The organism is Streptomyces sp. NPDC048370 (assembly GCF_043200825.1).
Classification (GTDB): domain Bacteria; phylum Actinomycetota; class Actinomycetes; order Streptomycetales; family Streptomycetaceae; genus Streptomyces.
Window position 1 is genome coordinate 192309 of record NZ_JBICYI010000004.1, and the last position, 19611, is coordinate 211919.

The 19611-nt window shown below is 69.5% G+C and carries 16 protein-coding genes, 1 tRNA gene and 2 pseudogenes; 11 read left to right on the forward strand and 8 right to left on the reverse strand.

Annotation, left to right across the window (positions count from 1 at the left end):
* Positions 1–148 precede the first annotated feature (148 nt).
* The gene (locus ACGFYP_RS11705) at positions 149–907 is read left to right on the forward strand and encodes a GntR family transcriptional regulator (protein ID WP_393490022.1); all 759 of its coding nucleotides are present in this window, start codon (positions 149–151) and stop codon (positions 905–907) included.
* A gap of 96 nt (positions 908–1003) precedes the next feature.
* Here ACGFYP_RS11705 and ACGFYP_RS11710 read toward each other — a convergent pair whose 3' ends face one another.
* Positions 1004–1531 (reverse strand): DUF4231 domain-containing protein, encoded by a 528-nt coding sequence (locus tag ACGFYP_RS11710; RefSeq protein ID WP_393490028.1) that lies wholly within the window; start codon positions 1529–1531, stop codon positions 1004–1006.
* 829 nt (positions 1532–2360) lie between these two features.
* Here ACGFYP_RS11710 and ACGFYP_RS11715 point away from each other — a divergent pair.
* The 3 genes and pseudogenes from ACGFYP_RS11715 to ACGFYP_RS11725 all read left to right on the forward strand — a co-directional run.
* Complete coding sequence (locus tag ACGFYP_RS11715; RefSeq protein ID WP_393490031.1) at positions 2361–2984, forward strand: DUF485 domain-containing protein; 624 nt, start codon at positions 2361–2363, stop codon at positions 2982–2984.
* Positions 2981–4600: a cation acetate symporter gene (locus ACGFYP_RS11720; RefSeq protein WP_393490034.1), complete on the forward strand. Its 1620-nt coding sequence runs from the start codon at positions 2981–2983 to the stop codon at positions 4598–4600. Before ACGFYP_RS11715 ends, ACGFYP_RS11720 begins: the two co-directional genes overlap by 4 nt.
* Before the next feature lie 75 nt (positions 4601–4675).
* Positions 4676–4891, forward strand: a pseudogene (locus ACGFYP_RS11725) (site-specific integrase); the annotation flags it as partial.
* A 523-nt stretch (positions 4892–5414) separates the two neighbouring features.
* On the opposite strand, the gene ACGFYP_RS11730 reads toward ACGFYP_RS11725, so the two are convergent.
* Complete coding sequence (locus ACGFYP_RS11730; RefSeq protein WP_393490037.1) at positions 5415–5594, reverse strand: DUF6233 domain-containing protein; 180 nt, start codon at positions 5592–5594, stop codon at positions 5415–5417.
* 200 nt (positions 5595–5794) lie between these two features.
* On the opposite strand from ACGFYP_RS11730, the gene ACGFYP_RS11735 reads away from it, so the two are divergent.
* The 3 genes and pseudogenes from ACGFYP_RS11735 to ACGFYP_RS11745 all read left to right on the forward strand — a co-directional run.
* Positions 5795–7015, forward strand: coding sequence for a hypothetical protein (locus ACGFYP_RS11735; protein ID WP_393490040.1), 1221 nt, complete (start codon positions 5795–5797; stop codon positions 7013–7015).
* A 153-nt stretch (positions 7016–7168) separates the two neighbouring features.
* On the forward strand, positions 7169–8974 hold the full coding sequence (locus tag ACGFYP_RS11740) for a hypothetical protein (protein WP_393490043.1): 1806 nt from the start codon (positions 7169–7171) through the stop codon (positions 8972–8974).
* Positions 8975–9251: 277 nt separating this feature from the next.
* Positions 9252–9713: pseudogene (locus ACGFYP_RS11745) on the forward strand (tyrosine-type recombinase/integrase); the annotation flags it as partial.
* A gap of 61 nt (positions 9714–9774) precedes the next feature.
* Here ACGFYP_RS11745 and ACGFYP_RS11750 read toward each other — a convergent pair.
* A tRNA-Val gene (locus ACGFYP_RS11750) sits at positions 9775–9849 on the reverse strand.
* Positions 9850–10010: 161 nt separating this feature from the next.
* Between ACGFYP_RS11750 and ACGFYP_RS11755 the strand changes: the two genes are divergently transcribed.
* The 3 genes from ACGFYP_RS11755 to ACGFYP_RS11765 all read left to right on the forward strand — a co-directional run bounded on the left by ACGFYP_RS11755 (position 10011) and on the right by ACGFYP_RS11765 (position 12518).
* On the forward strand, positions 10011–10778 hold the full coding sequence (locus ACGFYP_RS11755; protein WP_393490047.1) for a DUF4097 family beta strand repeat-containing protein: 768 nt from the start codon (positions 10011–10013) through the stop codon (positions 10776–10778).
* A gap of 141 nt (positions 10779–10919) precedes the next feature.
* Positions 10920–12275 carry a hypothetical protein gene (locus ACGFYP_RS11760; RefSeq protein WP_393490053.1) on the forward strand — a complete coding sequence of 452 codons (1356 nt, stop codon included), beginning with the start codon at positions 10920–10922 and terminating at the stop codon, positions 12273–12275.
* 9 nt (positions 12276–12284) lie between these two features.
* A complete protein-coding gene (locus ACGFYP_RS11765) occupies positions 12285–12518 on the forward strand; it encodes a zinc ribbon domain-containing protein (RefSeq protein ID WP_393490056.1) in 234 nt (77 codons plus the stop codon).
* A 64-nt stretch (positions 12519–12582) separates the two neighbouring features.
* Here the strand turns inward: ACGFYP_RS11765 and ACGFYP_RS11770 are convergent, their stop codons facing one another.
* Positions 12583–13230: a response regulator transcription factor gene (locus ACGFYP_RS11770; RefSeq protein WP_361966430.1), complete on the reverse strand. Its 648-nt coding sequence runs from the start codon at positions 13228–13230 to the stop codon at positions 12583–12585.
* Entirely contained in the window at positions 13221–14495 is a 1275-nt protein-coding gene (locus ACGFYP_RS11775) for a sensor histidine kinase (protein ID WP_393490061.1), read from the reverse strand. Before ACGFYP_RS11775 ends, ACGFYP_RS11770 begins: the two co-directional genes overlap by 10 nt.
* A 121-nt stretch (positions 14496–14616) precedes the next feature.
* Here ACGFYP_RS11775 and ACGFYP_RS11780 point away from each other — a divergent pair, with 121 nt between their 5' ends.
* Positions 14617–14967: a DedA family protein gene (locus ACGFYP_RS11780; protein WP_393490064.1), complete on the forward strand. Its 351-nt coding sequence runs from the start codon at positions 14617–14619 to the stop codon at positions 14965–14967.
* Here ACGFYP_RS11780 and ACGFYP_RS11785 read toward each other — a convergent pair.
* The 3 genes from ACGFYP_RS11785 to ACGFYP_RS11795 are packed head-to-tail and all read right to left on the reverse strand — an operon-like array spanning position 14930 to position 19542.
* Complete coding sequence (locus ACGFYP_RS11785) at positions 14930–15814, reverse strand: HAD family hydrolase (protein WP_393490934.1); 885 nt, start codon at positions 15812–15814, stop codon at positions 14930–14932. The genes ACGFYP_RS11780 and ACGFYP_RS11785 overlap by 38 nt on opposite strands.
* Positions 15815–15843: 29 nt before the next feature.
* The gene (locus ACGFYP_RS11790; RefSeq protein WP_393490066.1) at positions 15844–18342 is read right to left on the reverse strand and encodes a phosphoribosyltransferase; all 2499 of its coding nucleotides are present in this window, start codon (positions 18340–18342) and stop codon (positions 15844–15846) included.
* Positions 18343–18360: 18 nt separating this feature from the next.
* Positions 18361–19542 (reverse strand): HpcH/HpaI aldolase/citrate lyase family protein, encoded by a 1182-nt coding sequence (locus tag ACGFYP_RS11795; RefSeq protein WP_393490069.1) that lies wholly within the window; start codon positions 19540–19542, stop codon positions 18361–18363.
* Positions 19543–19611 lie beyond the last annotated feature (69 nt).

Here is a 19611-nt window from a genome sequence, read left to right on the forward strand (position 1 = left end):
AGAGAAGCCCGCTGACCCCTCACTGTCAACGTATCTCTAGAGATGTCCCCCGATGGATGGATCACTCGCACACGTCGGCGCAGACGCGTGCACCACCTCGCCGGAGTGCGCCGTAGGGTGTCCCGCAGACGAAGGGAGTGGTCCACCCATGACTGACCAGGACAGCGGCCGTCGGCCCAAGTACCAGCGCATCGCCGACGAGTTGAGAACCGCCATCCAGTCAGGCGTCTTCGCCCCCGGCGACCGGCTCCCCGGTGAGAACGATCTGATGACCACATACGAGGTGGCGAGGATGACGGCCCGCCAGGCGCTCTCGGTCCTGCGCAACGAGGGCCTGGCGGAGGCCCGCAAGGGCGCGGGCGTCTTCGTCCGTACGTTCCGCCCGCTGCGCCGGCGGGGCATCCCCCGACTCGCGCAGGACCACTGGGGCACGGGCCGCTCGGTCTGGTCGGCGGACATCGAGGACCGGGCCCTGGTGGTGGACCAGATCGAGGTCGGCGGGGCGACGGCGGACGCGCGGGTGGCGGGGGCGCTCGGGCTGCCGGCCGGAGCCCCGGTCTGCGTCCGCAGCCGCCGCTTCGTCCTGGACGACAAGCCGGTGCTGCTCTCGGTCTCGTACCTCCCGGCGACCCTGGCCCAGGACACTCCGATCGCGACCCCGGACACGGGCCCGGGCGGCACCTACGCCCGACTGGCCGAACTCGGCCACCAGCCGGTCCACTTCCGCGAGGAGATCCGCTGCCGCATGCCGACGTCGGACGAATCGGAGCGGTTGGGCCTGGAGTTCGGGACGCCGGTGATCCTGATCGGCCGTACGGCGTTCACGGACAAGGGGGTCGCGGTGGAGCTCAACGAGATGACGCTGGACTCGGCGTCGTACGTACTGGAGTACGACTTCGACGCCTAGGGCCTCTCGTTTGGATCACGCCGGGCTCGCGGGCCCTGGCACCGGACGCCGCGAGCCCCGCCCTTCGGGCGGACGACCATACTTTCCGGACACTCCCTAGCCCTGCCCGCCCGACCGAGCGGCAGGCACACCACCCTGCTGGACATCGGCATTGACCTGCCCACCAAGGGTCATGACGTTCAGGGTCGCGGAGTTCTCACTGGCGATGGCCTTCTCGACACGGGCGACAAGAAGGGTGAAACAGTCCCGCTCGGAGAGCCCGTGATAAGGCCCCACACGGGCGGCGAAGTACACCCGCTCGTGCCCGAGGAGCTGCTCGGTGGACCGGTAGTTCTTCCACTGCTCGCGATACCGATAGACGCTCTCCAACGACACGGAGGCGACGACGACGAGGCTGAGCACGGTGGCGGTGATCTTGGCAAACCCGAGATCCAGATTGACGAGCACGGGCACGAGCGCACCACCGACGACGGACAGCGTGCGCATGCGCAGATGCATGGCCTTCATCTTGGTGGCCTTGAGGTCGTACCACTCCTGATACTGCGTCAACCGACTGTCGACATACCGCTCTGCCGTCATCACGCCGCCCACCTCAGCCTCGGGCGCATCCCCCACGTCAACCATCCCGCGAGTACATCCCCACCACCCCCACACAGTCAACAACGCCACCGACCAGGGGCATCCGGGAAGGACGAAGCCCGCCACCCGGCCGGGTGGCGGCCAACTCGACCACCACTAGCACCTGATCGCGTCACATCGGGTACGTGGCGCCGAAGTACGTCGGCAGTCGCGCAAAGCGGCAGGGAAGGTCCTGCGGTCCTCGGTTACGCTCATCGAGGAGCCTCCATTCCGGCGAGTAGGGGAACCACGGCAGCGAGCAGCAACTCGCCGTCGAACGGGCCGGGCGGCAGCAACCGCCCGGCCCATCGCTTGCGATCAGCCTTCCTGACGAGCGACCCACCCACCAGGAAGAGGGTCTTCCACTAAGAGGAAGCAAGCGCTCCAAGCCGGTCCGACCAGCAGAAACACTCCTGCGAAGTCAGCAAGAAAAGTCCGACGTCAACAGTCGGGCCCCACACAGAGCCAGTCGCCGGCCCCCTGGCCCGCCCCCGCCTCGCCGACCGAGCGTCCGGGGCGCACCACACCCCACCGGGCACACCCCACCGGGCACAGCCCACCAAGCCCCCCCACTGGAGCCGACCCACCGCTGCCGGAACGGCGCCGCCGTCAGGGGGTCGGCGCAGTGCGCGGGGTGGCCCGAGACTCACCCGTGACCTGCGGAAAGATCCACGACGGGGGTTACCGCGGGTTCCGTCGCCACGCGCACAGGATCGTCACCGAACCGACATACCGAGCGGTCGGAAACCCCTTACGCAGAACCTATACCCATGAGTAACGTACGCGGACCATCAGCGCCACCCACCCGTCCCCGGGGCGGCAAGGAGCAAGATCGATGTCGTACCACCAGCCTTTCCCCGGCCCACCGCCCGTACCGCAGCACCGGAATGCCGGGCGGCACCGCCAGGAGGCGGCGTCGCAGTCCTGGGAGGGTGGATCGCCGTCCTGGGACGCCGATCCACAGGCAGCCTGGGACTCGTCCCCGCGAGCCTGGGACTCGTCCCCCCGAGCGTGGGACTCCTCGCCGCAGGGCTGGGACTCCGCGCAACAGCCCTGGGCCGCGTCCCCGCAGCCGCAACCGCCCGCCGCCACCGACGATCGTGACGATCTGCACCGGCTCGGATCGGCCTACCGCAGGCTCCGCCGCGTCGCCACCTTCACCGCGCTCGGCTACTTCGTCATCTTCCTTTTCCTGTCCGGCTACGCCCCCTCGATGATGACCAGCAACATCACCGGTGGTCTCACCACCGGTCTGGTCCTGGGGCTCCTCCAGCTGCCCGTGGCACTGGCCGCGATCGCCCTGTACGAGCGGATCGCACGCAAGCGCGTCGACCCGCTCGCCGCGGCGATCCGCGAACGCGCCGAGCAGGCGGCCGCGGCAGCCGCACCCCGGCCAGAACGCCAGAGCCGCTCCGGACGTCCCGTGTGGCAGCAGCCCACCGGAGGTGCGCGCGCATGACCAGCTTCAGCTCCGGGGCCCAGACCATGTCGCTGATGGCGTTCATCGCGGTCATCACCGTCACGCTGCTGCTGTGCGTGATGACCGGCCCCGACCGTGACGACCTGGGCGAGTTCTACACCGGCTACCGCTCGCTCTCCCCCGTGCAGAGCGGCCTCGCGATCGCCGGCGACTACATCTCCGCCGGCACCGTGCTCGGCACCATCGGCATCATCGCGCTCGTCGGCTACGACGGCATCACGCTCGCCCTCAGCACCGTGCTCTCGCTGGTCCTGATGATGTTCCTGCTCGCCGAACCGCTGCGTAACGCCGGCCGGTTCACGATCGGCGACGTCTTCACCCGGCGCCTCCCCGGCCCCGCCGTGCGGATCACCACGGCCGCCGTCACCCTGACCGCACTGCTGCCGCTGGTGATCTTCCAGCTCGCGGGAGCCGGCGATCTCCTCTCCGTCGTCCTCGGCTTCGACGCCGACGCGTTCAAGACCGGCGCGATCGTGTTCCTGGGCCTGCTGATGATCGCGTACGCGGCGATCGGCGGCATGAAGGGCACCGCCTTCATCCAGATCGTCAAGACCGTCGTCCTGCTCGGCGCGTCCCTCGCGATCGCCGCGCTCATCCTCAACCGCTTCGACTTCAGCCTGCCCTCCCTGCTGGACGCCGCCAAGCGCGGCAGCGGGGCGGGAGACGCCTATCTCGCCTCCGGACTGCAGTTCGGCGGCAACGAACTCGACATGATCAGCACTCAGTTGACGGTCGTGCTCGGCGCCGCGGTGCTGCCGCAGATCACCATGCGCATGTTCACCGCGCGCAGCGCGGCAGCCGTGCGGCGCTCGATGTCCTGGGCCGTGTCGACCGTCGTCGTGACCTGTCTGCTGATCGCCGTCATCGGCTTCGGCGCGGCGGCGATCGTCGGCCACAAGGGGATCGTCGCCGGCGACCCGCAGGGCAAGACAGCGTTCCTCATGGTCAGCCAGGCCGTCATGGGCACGGACCAGACGACCGTCGAGACACTGCTGTTCACGGCCGTGGCGACAGCCATCTTCCTCACCCTGCTGGCCTCGGTCGCCGGGATCACCCTCGCCTGCGCCAACACCCTGGCGCACGACCTCATCACGCACGGGCTGCGCCGCAAGGCGCGACTTAAGGCCTCCGCGGAGATGGCCATCGCCCGGACCGCCGCGGCGGGCGTCGGGCTCGTGGCGATCGCGATCGCCGCCGGTGCACGGCATCTGAACCTTCAGGCACTGCTCACCCTGTCGTTCTGCATCGGCGCGTCCGCGGTCGCACCGGCCCTCATCTACAGCCTCTTCTGGCGCCGCTACTCCCGTACGGGACTGCTCTGCACCCTCATCGTGGGCAGCGCCTCCGCGTTCATCCTCATGACCGGCAGCAACCTGGTGTCCGGCTCGCCCCAGGCGATCTTCCCGGACCAGGACTTCAACTGGTTCCCGTTCACCACGTCGGGCATCCTCTCGGCCCCGCTGGGCTTCCTCGCGGGCTGGCTCGGCACGGTGCTCAATGAACGCGACCCGGCCGACCAGCGCATGCGGTACGAAGCGGTGGAGGAAACGATCCTGGCCGGCACACCCGCGACGAACACCTCCTCCACGCCCTGACGCACACGCCCCGCCGAAAGGGCGCCCGGCCTGAAGTTCAGGCCGGGCGCCCTTTCTGTACCAGTAGGGGCGGTCATGCGGCAGGCCGCTGACCGTGATCGTTCAGGAGAAATTCGGGAACACACCGCAGACGTCTTCACGATCCGCACCGGCAAGCCCATCGAGCCGCGCAACCTCTACCGCTCGTTCACCCGCGTCGCGATGAACGTCTACACCCACGTCGTCCAGGACACCCAGCGCAAGGCCGTCAACCACATGGATCGGCTGCTCAGAAGGCGGCCCCGGTCGTGATCGGCCGCCCCCATTTATGTCAGAAGTAGATGTCAAAGGCCCCTCGCCATGATCGGCGAGGGGCCTTTTCACTGGTGGGCGCGGACGGTTTCGAACCGCCGACATCTGCTTTGTAAGTTCGCCCAGCCACGTCGCCAGCCTGGCAACGACACTTAAAAGCGTGCGCTGCCAAGACGTCGAACGGTGCACACGACCACTCAAGTGCACCGACGTTGCCGTCACAGACTGCCGTCAAGCCAGCGCAGAACCTCGGCGTTTAGAAGAAACTTGGCCGCACCGGCTGCCTCTGGCCGCTGACCTGCTGCTTCGCCACGCTTCGGAGCGCCGCCGCTGAACCCTTCTCGCGTATTCACCGGAGGCTGTCATTCCGGCAGTCTTCAGAGCATGATCCATCTAGTTTCCGATTTATCGCGACTCAAGCGACTCAAGGTGTCTCAGCACAGGTCAGAAGGGGTGCAGGTGAGGCGCCCCTTGCGACTCAGTGCGTCTCGGAGCGCGACTCACGCCTGCTCGGACTGCGATCTCAGTCCAGGATGCCGAGGGAGTCCGGGCGGCAGACCTCGCAGGCCCTGATTCCTCCGACGGTCAGCGCTTCGCGAGCCTGGTCCGGCCGGGGGGCCGCTTTCTTGGGGTCCGGCGAGGGCGCAGTCGCCGATGTGGAGCTGTCCGCGATGGGACGGCCCCCCACGCGGAGGTAGGACACCGCCCAGCCCTCGCGGCCGACGACGGAAGGGCCGTCGCCCGAGGGTTCCGAGCACGGCGTGCGATCACGGGAGTCTTCTGCCTCTGGGGGACGGCAGCATGCGCCTGCTGGCTGAGGTAGAGATCATGACCGGAACACCCGGATTGTCAGACCCTCCCCGTAGCGTTGTGGGTCCTACTCGTGGCGCTGCGGGAGCATCAATGGACAACGACCTCCAGATCGACAGCGACGAAGACCTCTTCCGTAACCCCGTCTACTACGAACCGGCTGGCCGCAACCTCGACCTGGACCGCCCCGACCTCGGCGTCCCGCAAGGTCAAGATCTCCTGAACGTGCTCCTGGGGATGCGAGGACGTGTCCCCGTCGAGAAGCGCGGACTCATCTGCCCCGACTGCCGGGACATCCGCAGCCGGCGCGTTCCCATGTACCTCGTCCAGCGGGATGGCGTGTGGCTCGCCTCCCACTACCGCAAACCCGGGGAGAGGCCCATCAGCCACGAGTCGGACGAGCACCTCGCCCGCAAGGACCGTGTCGCGAAGGACTCAGACGATCATGGCTTCCGCGCCGACATCGAGTCGCTGGCTAGCGACGGGCACGCGCGCCTAGATGTGCGGATCCACGGCGCCAACGGCATTGTCCTGGGCTACGAGCCCCAACTGAGTCCCCAGACGGCCCGCGGCATGCGTGCACGGGAGGGGTTCCGGCGCCGCGGCGGTATTCGGTCGGTGTGGGACTTCGCCGACCCCGATCACGCAGGCATCGGCACTGTCCCGTACGTCCGCACGCCGAACCTTCCGGCCTCCGTCATCCGCGTGCAGAAGAACCCCATCCCGGTGCGGGACGGGAACTTCGTCCTGGAGGAAGACCGGTGCAAGCAAGACGGCAAGCTCACCCGGTGCCCGCTTAAGCCCTTCGACCCGGAGAACCCTACCGACGCCGGGTACTGCGGGGGCTGGCACCGCGTCCTCGTGCCTGTCCACCAGTCAAGCGCCTTCACAGGGGAGAGCGGCCTGACCCTCACACAGTTCATCGTGGAAGCCGCGGCCGGTGAGCGGATCCCGTTTCAACGGGATGGCCACCATGGTTGGCTGCCAGCACAGCAGTGGCAGCAGTACCTCGACGCGAACGGGCCCGCCGTAGGCGAAAAAGATCACCAGCCATCCGTACGACAGGGGGACCGACGCGACAGGTGCACCGAGGACCGTCCTGCTTCGGAGGCGCGGACTGAACCGAAGCAGCGACATGGCAGCCGCACGATCGTCCTGGAGTCGCGCAACCGGGAAAGTGAAGCCGCCGAGGTTCCGGTTGACGCGCTGGGCCATGCGATCCCGCTCTGCCGCTTCGGCTGTGGCCAGCCCGCAAGCCTTAAAGGGCCTGAAGGGCTGCCCGAGCACTACTCGTGCCGCAAGGAGCTTGCGTAGTCGACTCCACCACGGGCGTCGCGAACGGAGGAGGCCCCGCGGCGGCGGAAAGTCAAGGGTCGCCCGCCGCGGCCGGAAGCTCCAAGGCCTGCGGCGGGCGGGCACGCGTACGCCATCATGGGCTTGGCATCGGACAGTTGTGGGGGTGGCGGGATGGAAACGCAGCAGGAACATGAGGCCGTATTCAACAGTGGGGTTAATTACTACATATTTTCCTTCGATGCTGGCGGGCCCATCGACATCCGAAAGTCAGCAGATCGACTCTTGCGCGCGGGCATCGCGGAGACTGTTGTTTCTCCGCGTAACGGCGAGGTTCGCGTCGCTCAGAGGTATCAAGACCTAGTGGACCTGGTGAGTCATACCGCCACGCTACAAGACTTGGGCAGGGTGACCGAGGAGGGTGGCCTATTTGGGTGGATGATTCGACACCCTATCTGGGCCGCCAGGCTGTTCGGTCGGGCTTTGACCGGTTCAAGGGGTGGGGAGGGTGCGGACCGAGAGGGTACCCCGGCGTCTGAACTCCTCTCAGAGAACCTGAACTTCATTTATGAATCGGTTGCGCGTCAGCAGTCCGTAAATGCTATTCAGAATTACATGGAGAACGAACTACTCAATCCGTCCTACCTTCAAAGTGAGCCCTACCTGCGCCTGCATCTTAGAGGTGCCAGACAATGGCTAACCCGCCTTGGCGGCGGAACCTTGCGTACTCCAGGGAACCTGGATGAAGGCGTGATCACAAATGCCTTGCTGCTGATTCACCGGTCAGGAGCGATGCAACTTACCATCGCGCTAAGGTTGCCGGACGAAATTACCCTAGACCAGTATCGCGAGTTTTCTTTCGGCGGCTCTAATATTGTCTCCGTCTCCTCGATCCCGGAACCTCTGCTAAAGGCGGCCTCGGGACGTAGGGGGTGGGAAAAGGAGCTGGCGGGGCACTGGGAAGATGATGTGAGTAGCGGGACGCGTTGGCGAATGGTGGAGCACGCATCTCCCGCGAGCGTGGCGGACCTATTTGAGCTGTACGCCGTAGCAATCTCTCGAACCTTGGGGCACTCATCATATGGATCATGGTTCTGCTATCCAGCAACCTTCGTCGACCAGGTCACATGTTGTGCGACGGAGGAAGACTTCAAGCGGAACCACTCGCTTGCGCTGGACAATGCGATCGCCCGCTCCATTGACATTGAGACGGTGAGGCCGGAGTCCCGCTCGAAGGTAATTCCTGAGGAAGGGTCATTGACCCTTGGGAAGTCTCTCTACTGCGACCCTTCATCCGCGCTTGAGATCCGCTGGTCTGGTACGGGACGAGTGGAGTTCGAACACCACTTGTGGACTCTCCTTATCCTGGAAAGCGCCCTACTACAGTATTGGCAAATCCGACTCTTGGACAGTCGAATCTCGGTAACTTCGGGGAAACTTAAGGCGGTTCGCGACTTGCAGCTGGAGGTAATTTTTGGTCTTCGGGAGTATCGCGACTCGGGCATCACTTATGGTACGGCTTTGGAGTTGACGGAGCGACTTCTGAGCGGCTGGCGAGTAGACAAGCGATATGGGCATGTACTGGAGAGCCTCGACCAGTTGCAGCAACTGGCAGTTGCTGCCGAGTCGATCAGGGGTGGCAGAAGGGCCAACCTGCTTGCTGCGGTCGCCCTTGTGGTGGCTATCTTCTTGGGGCTTCCGGCCGTAAATGACACACTCGAAATAGCTGAGAAAGTGAAGGCTAGCGGACTGCTGGCGCTCCCACTAGGTCCTTTCCAAGACCTTGCTCGTCGAGGAGAGCGAGGAGCATGGATCGGATACCTGCTATTTCTGGCCGCAGTAGCGCTTCCGGCGCTGATTCTGGCATTCAGTCGATGGACGCGTAGCTTTCGTCGTCCTCGCCGTCGAGAGCCCGGGCTGACTTGGCCATTTCTACTCACAGTAGACGACTCTGATACGCCGCCCAGCGATACCCCCTGATATTCAGAGGAATTTCTCGCGATTGGGCACCCCTATTAGGGGCGAATGTAGATCGCAGAGGCATCGTCGTGGGGTTTGCTGCGTGGCCAGCGGCTCAGGGTGTCGTCCGCCAACTCCGCCTCACGTACCTGCGCAATCATGTGCGCGGGCCCTTCCCTCTGAAGCAGGTCAAGGCACTCCTCCCAGCCGCCCAAGGCGAACGTGGTCACAAGCCGGGCGGCGCCGTCGGTCAGGAGCGCCGCTCGGACCACGTTGTTCCTGAGGTGCGAGCCGCTCAGTGCGGAACCAGATCCAGCGGGTGCAGAAGGAGCTGTACGCGGACTCCACGAAGAACCGCCGTACCCGCGTGGCCCCTCTCCCCCTCATGTGCGTGCCGCCGCTGCGCTGGCAGCGTCTCCGGCAGGGGGCACAGCGGCTCGCCGCGGCGCAGGACTGGCAGGACAGTGACTACGTCTTTACGACCCGTACCGGCCGCACGGTCGAGCCAATGAACCTCAGCCGTTCGTTCCAGCGCATCACGGATGCGGCCGGACTCCCCCGGATCCGGCTGCACGACGCCCGGCACGGGTGCGCCACGCTCCTCTTCGCCGCCGGGGTGCCGGCGCGGGTCGTGATGGAGATCCTGGGGCACTCGCAGATCGCCGTCACGATGAACATCTACACCCACGTCTCCGACGAGCACCGGAAGGAGGCGATGGGGCACATGGACCGGCTGCTCCGCCGGCGCCGTCCCGAGTGAGACTGCCGTCAATCACTACCGTCAAAGGCCCCCACAGCATGAGCTGCGGGGGCCTTTGCACTGGTGGGCGCGGACGGTTTCGAACCGCCGACATCTGCTTTGTAAGAGCAGCGCTCTACCCCTGAGCTACGCACCCGTGGAGTGAGGCAACAGCGTACATGGCCCATGGGTGTGTCCCGCAAACCGGTTCTTCACGGGGGATAGCCCCACCATCGGAGGGTGGGTCGCCGGATCGTGGTGGGTGGGGGGACTTACGTAGCGTGGGCGGTCTGTCCGCGTCAGCTGGGGGTTCTTGTCATGGTCGGTCGTCGTCGCGTTCGTGCGCTGCTTGTTTCCGGTGGGGTTCTCGTCGGGGTTCTCGGGGTCGGCGGGTGCGGGAGTGCCGAGGTGGACGGTGCGCCCGTCGAGAAGAAGAGCTTCGCCTTCTCCGGGGACACGCTCGTCGTCGATTCCGACGACTCCGAGGTGGAGATCGTGCCCGCCGACATCAAGGACGTGCGCGTCAGTCGGCAGGTCGACGGGTGGGTCTTCATGGGTGACGGGCCCGACGCCTCCTGGGGGCTCAAGGACGGGCGGCTCACCCTGCGGGTCGAGTGCGACGCCGTCGCCTCCGACTGCGACTCCGTCCACCGGATCCAGGTGCCACGCGGCGTCGCCGTCACCGTCGAGGACGACAACGGGAAGGTGACCGCCGAGGGGTTCGACACCGACCTGAAGGTACGGTCCGACAACGGCGCCGTCATCGTCCGGAACTCCTCCGGGGCCCTCGACCTGACCAGCAACAACGGCGAGGTCGTCGTCGAGGGCGGCACCACCTCCGGGCAGGTCGTCGCGCGCTCCGACAACGGGGCCGTACGGATCGCCCTGAGCGCCGTCCCCACCCGCGTGGAGGCCGTCAGCGACAACGGGGAGATCGACATCGCCCTGCCCGACGCCTCGTACGACGTCGACGGTCGCAGCGACAACGGGAGCGTCCGGGTCGACGTGCCGACCCGTAAGGGCAGCGCCCATGTCGTGACCGCGCGCAGCGACAACGGGGAAGTCGTCGTCCGTACCGCGAACTGACGGGCCCGTGTGTTCGTCCTTACCTGGTGGGAGAATGAACCGGACCGGGGCAGGGCGGACACAGCACGGGAGAGGGACGTGGCGGCGACTCACGCTAGGGGCAGTTCCACGAGCGCCGTGACCACGGGGGCCGAGGTGAGGGTGGGGGGACCCGGAAAGGGTGCGGATGCGGCGCCCCCGTCGTTCCTGCGGCTTGCGCTCGTCGTGCCTCTGCTCGGCTTCGCCCTCCTTCCCGCCGCCTTCGCCAGTGGCGGCAACCGGCGCTGGTTCGGTGGGCGCGGTGAGAGTCAGCGGGCCGAGGCCCAGGCCGCCAAGGACGACGCGGCCGCCGCCTTCTACGAGCTCGACACCGCCCAGCGCGATCTACGGATCTCCATCGAGACGATCACCGCCGTCGACGACTCCCCCGGCGCCCGGCGCGCCGTCGACGGGTTCACCGCCCTCGGCCGGCGGATCGACGAGGTCAGCCACGCCTACATCACCGCCGTCGACGCCCACGACCTCGACCGCGACGAGCTCGACGCGGCCACCGCCAACCGCGCCCGCGCCGACCTGACCCGCGCCAAGGAGGAGCTCGTACGGGTCAAGGGCGAGCTCGACCGGTTCGAGCAAGGGCTCGGGCCGCTCCTCGACACCGCCGAGACCCGGCTCGCCCGGCTCGTCCCCGCCGTCGAGCGGGCGCGAGAGGCGCTCCGGAACGCGAGCACCGCTCTCGACACCGCCCGCCAGGCCGGGCTCCGCGCCGACGACCTCGCCACCCGCCTCGCCCGCCTCGGCCCGGACCTCACCCGGCTCAACGAGGGCGCGGGCCGCCACGGCGTCGCCGAGACCCTCCAGCGCGCCGACCGCGTCCTCCGCGACGCCGAAGCCATCCGCACCGAGGCCGAGCGCCTCCCGGAGCGGGCCGCCGAGACCGGCAAACGCCTCGTCTCCCTCCGTACCCGCGCCGAGGCGCTCACCACCCGCGCCGGCGGCGTCGAGCCCGTCCTCTCCGAGCTCCGCCGCCGCTTCTCCGCCGACTGCTGGCAGGACCTGCAGTACGTCCCCGCCCAGGCCGCCGACGGCGTCCGCCAGGCCGAGGAGAAGCTCACCGAGGCCGCCAAGGCCCGCGACGAGCAGCGCTGGCCCGACGCCACCAGCCTCCTCGCCACCGCCCGCGCCCTCCTCAACTCCACCGACGAGGCCGTCTCCGCCGCCGGCGACCGGCTCCGCCGCCTCGACGCCGTCGCCAAGGACCCGCAGGCCGAGATCGACCGCGCCCGCTTCGCCGTCCGCGACGCCCAGCGCCTCGCCATGGCCGGCCGCCACACCCCCGACCCCCGTCACGCCCGGCCCCTGGACGACGCCGTCGCCCGGCTCGACCGGGCCGTCGCGTCCCTGGAGGAAGGCCGCCACCCCGACTACTGGCACTTCCTCACCGAGCTGGAAGCCATCCGCGCCTCCGCCGCCCGCGTCGTCGAGCAGATCCGGGAGGAGCGGGGCGGCGGACACCGTTAACCTCGTCCCATGCCTCGTTACGAGTACCGCTGCCGCTCCTGCGGAGACACCTTCGAACTCAACCGGCCCATGGCCGAGTCGTCCGCCCCCGCCTCCTGCCCCGCCGGGCACGACGACACCGTCAAGCTGCTCTCCGCCGTCGCCGTCGGTGGGACCGCCCAGGGCCGAGCCCAAGCCCAAGGTGGTTCCTCCCAGGGCGGTGGCGGTGGCGGTGGGTGCTGCGGTGGCGGCTGCTGCGGCTGAGGAGCCACGTCGGCCGCGCCCCTCCCTGACCCCGCCCTGACCCCGGCCGCCCTCCCCTCGCCCCTCAGCTGCCCAAGTAGCGCAGCACCGCCAGCACCCGCCTGCTGTACCCCTCCCCCCGCCCCGTCAGCTCCAGCTTGTCGAAGATCGCGTTGATGTGTTTCTCCACCGCGCTCTGCGACACATGGAGTCGACCGGCGATCGCCGCGTTCGTGTGCCCCTGCGCCATCGCCGCGAGCACCTCGCCCTCCCGGGGCGTCAGCCGCGCCAGCGGATCGGTGTGCGTGGTGCGGACGAGCAGTCTGCGGACGACCTCAGGGTCGAACGCCGTCCGCCCCTCGCCCACCCGTTCCAGCGCGTCCAGGAACTCGTCCACCTGCGCCACCCGGTCCTTGAGCAGGTAGCCGACCGCGCCCGACTCGCCCGTCAGCAGCTCGGTCGCGTACCGCCGCTCCACGTACTGCGACAGTACGAGGACCCCGACGCCCGGCCACTCCCGCCGGATCTCCAGGGCCGCCCGCAGCCCCTCGTCCGTGTGCGTCGGGGGCATCCGGACGTCGGCGACGACCACGTCCGGCGGGTCCGCCCGTACCGCCGCGAGCAGTTCGACCCCGGTGCCGACCGCCGCCGTCACCTCGTGGCCCTCCTCCGCCAGGAGTCGCACAAGGCCCTCCCGTAGCAGCGTCGAGTCCTCCGCCAGGATCACGCGCACGGAAGGACCGCCCGTACGACCGTCGGCCCGCCCGCCGGGCTGTCCACCGCGAACCGCCCGTCCAGCGCCGCCGTCCGGCTCGCGAGCCCGCTCAGGCCGCTGCCGGACGCGTCCGCGCCACCTGCCCCGTCGTCCCTCACCCGCACGCTCAACTCTTCGCCCTCCATGGATACTTGTACGTCGATACGGGTCGCGCCCGCGTGCTTGACCACATTGGTGACCGCCTCCGAGACGAGGAAGTACGCGACCGTCTCCACCGCCCTCGGGAGCGGCCGCTCCACGGCGTACCCGAGCCCCACGGGCAGCGGGCTCCGCTCGGCGACCGTCTCCAGCGCCGCCCGCAGGCCCCCCTCGTCGAGGACGGCCGGGTGGACCCGCCAGGCCACCTCGCGCAGTTCGACCAGAGCACGCCGGCTCTCCTCGTGGGCCTGGAGCAGCAGCGCATCGGCGCCCTCGGGGTCCCGGGCCCGGATCCGGCGGGCCCGGCCGAGCAGCATGCCGAGGGCGACGAGCCGTTGCTGCACGCCGTCGTGGAGGTCGCGCTCGATCCGCCGGCGCTCGTCGTGCACGACGTCCATGACCTCCGCCCGGCTCGTCGCGAGGTGGGCGATCCGGGCCTCCAGCGCGTCGGCGTGGCTGGGCCCGAGGAAGTGCCGGGCCAGACCGTCCTCCAGGGCGACGACGCCGAGCGCCCCCTGTGCGGAGAGGAAGAGCAGGAAGAAGCCGCCGACGCTGCTGAACGCGACGAGCCAGGGGTGGTTGATCTCGGTGATCAGCCAGCCGTAGAGGACGAACGTGCCGAGACCGAGGCCGTACGCGGCACAGCCGAGCACGACCGCGCCGAGGACGCCCAGCGGCCAGCGAGCGGCGAGGTAGCGCGTGGCGGCGCCGTCCTCGTGGACCGGCGGGAGGCGGACGTCGAGGAAGCGGTGGAGCCGGGCGCGTTCGAGGCGGGTGAGGGCGCGGACGGCGGCGGTCACCGGGCGCAGGACGGCCCGTCTGCCGCGCGGCCAGGCGAGTACGGGCAGCAGCGCGAGACCGCCGAGGACGCAGCCGAGCAGCTCCAGGACGGCGGTCCCGGCCCCGAAACCCAGCCCGAACCCCCGCCGGATCCAGCGGACCAGGTACGGCCCGAGCCGCGCCCGCTCCTGCCCCTGCCCCTGGCCCTGCCCCTGGACCTGGCCGTGGCCCTGCGCCTGCGCCTGCGCCGGGACGAGGCCATCAGGCCCGTCGAGCGCGTCGGCGGGACCAGGTGCGTTCGTCATGATCCGTCACGCTAGCCGCAGCGCTGCACCCTCCGCACTGCGGATAACCGCACTCCCCTTGTGCGGCCGCCATCAGTCCGCCGCCCCGCCCCCGCTTCCTGGCGTGGACGGCCATGGAGACATGGATCAACAGCCTGTCGAGCGGACGGAGGCGTGGTTCGTCCGGCACGGGGCGAAGGCGGTGTTCTTCGGTCGGACGGTGCCGATCTTCCGCAGCCTCATCTCCGTGCCGGCGGGCGTCGAGCGCATGCCGCTGCCCGCCTTCCTCGTCTTCACCACCCTCGGCAGCGCGGTCTGGAACACCGCCTTCGTGCTTGCCGGTTACGCGCTCGGCGACAACTGGGAGGAGGTCACCGGCTACGTGTCCGTCTACTCGAAGGCGGTGCTCCTCGTCGCGGCCGCCGCCGTCCTGGCCTTCGTCGGGGTCCGGCTGTTCAGGCCTGGTCGGGGAGCGCGGCGGGGGACCCGTTGAGCTGTACGGGTACGGCGGCTCCCGGCAGGGCGCCGACTCCGGGCGACCGGTGCTCCGACACCGCCGTACGGAACCTGCGGAGGATCTCCTCCCCCGCCGCCACGCCCCGCTCCGCGAGCACGTCGAGGTGCGGGGCGGTCCAGGACGTGTCGGCCAGCTCGCCGTGGCCCGGGCGCCAGGCGCGGTCGGCGGCGAGCAGCAGGTCCGCGTCGAGCAGCGAGTCGCCGGCGGCCAGGACGAGGCCCGCGCCGCAGCGCCGGGCGACCTCGCGCATCGCCGCGCTCTTGGTGAGCGGCTTCGGCACCGCGTACACCTTGCGGCCCTGGAGCGAGACCGTCCAGCCGCGCTCCTCGGCCCACTCCCCGAACCGCCTCAGCCACTCCTCCGGCATCCGCTCGCGCTCCACCACCAGGTACGCGAAGAGGTCCTCGGCCACCCGGTGCTTGCGCACCCAGGACAGGTCGGTGGTGGCGGTGAAGTACGCGCGGATCTCGGACAGCGGCGCGCACTCCTCGGCGAGCCTGCGCAGCACGGACTCGTGCCAGTCGCGGTCGGCGACGCCGTCGACGAGGATGTGCCCGCCGTTGGCGCAGATCGCGTACGTCGGCTCGGCGCCGGGGAGTTGGATCCGCTGGTACTGCTTGCGGGTGCGGGTCGTCGTGGGGACGAAGACGGCCTCGGAGGCCAGCTGCTCGAGGAGTCCGGCCGCCTCCTCGGTCAGGTACGAGAGCGGCTTCGACTCGTGTACCTCGACGCTCAGCAGCCGGGGCGCCTGCGCGTCCGGCATGCCGAGGGCCAGCGCGGCCGAGGAGTAGATCAGCGTGCGGTCGAGGTCGCTCGCGACCATCACCGTGCTGCTCACCGAAGTCACCGAAGTCACTGGGAGACCACCGTCTTTCCGTCGGCGCCCGTCGCGCCTCTCGTGAACTGGGGGTGGATCAGCCCCACGCAGGTGTACGGCAGTCCGTCGACCTCCTCGACGGGGACTCCGCGCTGCTCGGCGAGGAGGCGTACGTGCGCGAGGTCGGCGCCCGCGCCGCGCTTGGCGAGGATCTTCCAGGGGACGCGGCGCAGCAGGACCCGGGTGGTCTCGCCCACGCCGGGCTTGACCAGGTTGACGTCGTGGATGCCGTACTCCTCGCTGATCCGCTCGACGGCGGCCCAGCCCTCCCAGGTGGGCGTGCGGTCGGCGGCGAGGAGCTCCTTGACCGCCGAGTCGACGTCCTCCGCGACCTCGTCGTAGTGGGCGGCGACGGCGTCGAGGAAGTCGTTGGAGACATCGGCGCCGGCCAGTTCGCGGTAGAACTTGCCGCCGTGGAAGTCGTCGGGGCCGACGAGGTCGGCGCGCAGGACGGTCCGCGATATCAGGCCGGAAACGGTCGAGTTGAGGCAGGCGGAGGGGATGAGGAAGTCCTCGCGGGTGCCGTAGGTGCGGACGCAGGAGCCGGGGTCGGCGAGGACCGCGATCTCCGGGTCGAATCCGGGGAACGCGCGGAGGGCCTCGGCGAGTTCGCGGGTGATGGCGCCCTTGCCGGTCCAGCCGTCGACGAAGACGACGTCGGCGGGGTCGTGGTGGGCGGCGAGCCAGCGCAGAGCGTTGGCGTCGATGCCGCGGCCGCGGACGATGGAGACGGCGTAGTGCGGCAGCTCGATGCCGTGCCGGGCCTGGGCCCAGCGGCGCATGAGGACGCCGACGGGGGTGCCGGCCCGGGCGAGGGAGACGAGCACGGGCGTGCCCTTCTTCTCCGCGAGGACGGTCTCGGTGACGGTGCCGACCGCGCGGGCGATCCGGGCGGCGGAGGTCTCCAGGGCGGCGTGGAAGAGCTCCTGGTACTGGGCGCTCGGCTGGTACTCGACCGGCAGCGACTCCGCGTAGTGGGCGCCTCCGCTCTGGATCGCCTCCTCGCGCTCCTCGGTCGGGGCCTCGAGCTCGACGTCCGAGAGGTCCTGGAGCAGCCAGCCGACCTCCTCGGGTGCGTACGAGGAGAAGGCGGGGCCGCGGAGGGGCTCGGGCAGCATGGAGCTCCTTTCGGGAGCTTCGGTGGCTTCGACAACGTCGGTGACTGGCGTGACTTCCGTGACGGAAGCGAGAGCCGGAGCCCCCGCACTCGCCCTCGCCCCCGCATCCGCATCCGGCACGTACGACGGCACCACCGCGAGCACCACCCGCGGGATGTGTCCCGCCAGCTGCGCCAGCAGGCCGTCCGGGGCGTGCAGCTCCGGAGTGTCGGCGACCGAGTCGACGACGGCCACGACCGCGTCGAAACCGGCGCCGGCCACGTTGTACGCGTACCGCTCGCCGGGGCCGTCGGCGGGTGCGTCGTGGGCCGGGAAGACCAGCCGGGTGCGTATCGCGTAGCCCGGGTCGTCGACCGCGAGGACGGGCGAGCGGGTGGTCGTGGAGTACGAGACGTCCCGTCCGGCGCGCTCCAGGGCGACGGCGAGCCGCAGCGGCGCGTACATCAGCTCCTCGAAGCCGAGGACGAGCACGCGCCCCGCGTCGGCGAGGGCCGTGTCCAGGCGCTCGCTCATGGCCGGCAGCGCCTCGTCCAGGAAGACGGCGTGCGGCGCGCGGAAGCCGTGACGGCCGCCGTCGGGGACGGTGGAGGGCCAGCCGAGATCGACCCGCACAGGAGCCGTACGGGCCGTCCGGAGCGGCGCTACCGGGACCGTGGCCGTCTCGTGGGCGGCGACCAGGGCCTGGCCCTTCTCCAGTACGCCCTCCGGCAGTGTCACGGTGCCGGTCGCGCCGGTCACCAGGTCGACGTGGGCGCCGATCTCCTCGGCGAAGCCCTCCAGACGGCCGAGGTCGGCGGCGGAGCGCATGTCGACCAGGGCCACGACCACGTACCGCTCGCGCGGGAAGCGCTCGTGCAGGTCGCGGATGGTGTTGAGGACGGTGTTGCCGGTGGAGAACTCGTCGTCGACGAGGACCAGCGGGCCGTCGCCCGCGAGCAGCTTCGGGTCCTCGGGGAGCAGGAGGTGCGAGGTGGCGTGCGAGTGGGACTCCTCGAAGCCGCCGGCGCTGGGCACGCCCTCGACGGGCCTGCGGGTGGAGTGCAGGTAGGGCGCGAAGCCGAGCCCGTCGGCGACCGAGTGACCGAGGCCGGTGGCGGTCTCCGCGTAGCCGACGACGACGCTCCGGGCGGTCTCGTCGGGGCCGAGCAGCTCGCGCACCCGCAGGCCGAGCGAGAAGCCGGCGCCGTAGACGACGCTCGGCCGCTGCGGCACGTGCTTGCCGAGCACGTTGGAGACCAGCAGATGCGCCCGTCTGGGGTTACGGCGCAGCGCGAGGCCCAACAGGCCCGGAAGCTTCTCGTCGCCGTTCAGTTCGACGCCGAGTCGCTCGGCGACCCACGTTCCCGACCACACCACGTTCCGATTCACCTTCCGTCAGCCGGCCAGGCCGGCGGTGAGCAGATCGACGAAGCCGACGTCCTCCTTGGCGACGCCGAAGACCTCGGCGCGCATGAGGGTCCGTTCGGCCCACGCACGATGCGGCTTCACCTCGTTCATCTTGTTCGTATACGCGGAGCGCATCACTCCGCCTCCGCCGCGCTCGGGCCGCAGGATGTCCTGCGCGTCGCTGAACTCCTCGTGGCTGACGACGGAGAGCGCGTGCACCGGCACCACATGGGTGGGGTGGATGCAGGTCTTGCCGAGCAGGCCGTTGGCCCGGTCGAGTTCGATCTCGCGCAGGAGTCCGTCGAGGTCGTGCTCGATGAGCGCGGTGCGCAGGTCCTCGGCGCGGCCCTCCAGGAAGGGGCTGCGGCGCAGCTGGGGCTTGAACATGCGCTCGCCGAGCCGGAAGTACTCCCAGACCGGTCCGGTGATGGTGAAGCCGGTGCCGTCGGAGCGGCCGAGGACGTTGACGACGTCGGCGATGACGTTCGCGACGAGCCGGACGTCGTAGGCCGTCATGTCGGGCGAGCGGCGGAGTCCGTAGGCGGAGCAGAAGTCGGTGACGCCCAGGCGCAGGGCGAGGACCCGCTGCCGGTACTTGTCCACGGTCGTGGCGATGCCGGCGAGGGTCTCGGCGCGGGTCTCCAGGTGGAGCAGCTCGGGCGACTCCAGGACGGGCATGGCGAAGAGTCTTCGGCCGCTCGACCGCTCGGCGGTGGTGAGGGCCTCCAGGAAGGCCCGGCCGCGGGTCTCGGTGAACTTGGGCAGTACGAATCCGGACAGCAGGCGGACGGTGTCTCCGAGGCGGGTGACCAGATCGGTGATCTGGTGGGGCTCGCGGACACGGATGAAGAGCAGGGGCACGTCCGGGTCCGCCTCGCCCGCCGCGCCGCCCCTGGCGAGGTCGGCGAACTGGTGGACGAGGTTGCTCTCGGCGGCCTCCACGTCGGCGTCGGCGATGGAGTCCTCCAGGCAGAGCACCATGGAGACGACCCCTCGTGCGGCCTGTTTGCGCACGTCGTCGGCGAGCCGGGGCCGGGTGGCCGGGCTGTAGAGGGTGGCCCCCAGGGCCACGGCGAGCGTGCTCGCGGGGGAGTCCGCCGTGAACTCGGCGGGCTCCTGGTGGAACAGCCCGGCCCGCGTGGCGGACGGGATGTGCCCGAAATGACGCAATGTAACTCCCCCGACTGCCTCTGTGGCCGTGACGACATGTGGCCGGTAATAGTACGTAGGTACGGGTGT

Excerpts from the sequence above, each read along its gene's own strand:
- ACGFYP_RS11720 (WP_393490034.1), top strand. The coding sequence starts at position 2,981 with ATGACCAGCTTCAGCTCCGGGGCCCAGACCATGTCGCTGATGGCGTTC.
- ACGFYP_RS11755 (WP_393490047.1), top strand. The coding sequence starts at position 10,011 with ATGGTCGGTCGTCGTCGCGTTCGTGCGCTGCTTGTTTCCGGTGGGGTT.
- ACGFYP_RS11765 (WP_393490056.1), top strand. The coding sequence starts at position 12,285 with ATGCCTCGTTACGAGTACCGCTGCCGCTCCTGCGGAGACACCTTCGAA.
- ACGFYP_RS11775 (WP_393490061.1), bottom strand. The coding sequence starts at position 14,495 with ATGACGAACGCACCTGGTCCCGCCGACGCGCTCGACGGGCCTGATGGC.
- ACGFYP_RS11710 (WP_393490028.1), bottom strand. The coding sequence starts at position 1,531 with ATGGTTGACGTGGGGGATGCGCCCGAGGCTGAGGTGGGCGGCGTGATG.
- ACGFYP_RS11780 (WP_393490064.1), top strand. The coding sequence starts at position 14,617 with ATGGATCAACAGCCTGTCGAGCGGACGGAGGCGTGGTTCGTCCGGCAC.
- ACGFYP_RS11715 (WP_393490031.1), top strand. The coding sequence starts at position 2,361 with ATGTCGTACCACCAGCCTTTCCCCGGCCCACCGCCCGTACCGCAGCAC.
- ACGFYP_RS11735 (WP_393490040.1), top strand. The coding sequence starts at position 5,795 with ATGGACAACGACCTCCAGATCGACAGCGACGAAGACCTCTTCCGTAAC.
- ACGFYP_RS11705 (WP_393490022.1), top strand. The coding sequence starts at position 149 with ATGACTGACCAGGACAGCGGCCGTCGGCCCAAGTACCAGCGCATCGCC.
- ACGFYP_RS11740 (WP_393490043.1), top strand. The coding sequence starts at position 7,169 with ATGGAAACGCAGCAGGAACATGAGGCCGTATTCAACAGTGGGGTTAAT.
- ACGFYP_RS11785 (WP_393490934.1), bottom strand. The coding sequence starts at position 15,814 with ATGGTCGCGAGCGACCTCGACCGCACGCTGATCTACTCCTCGGCCGCG.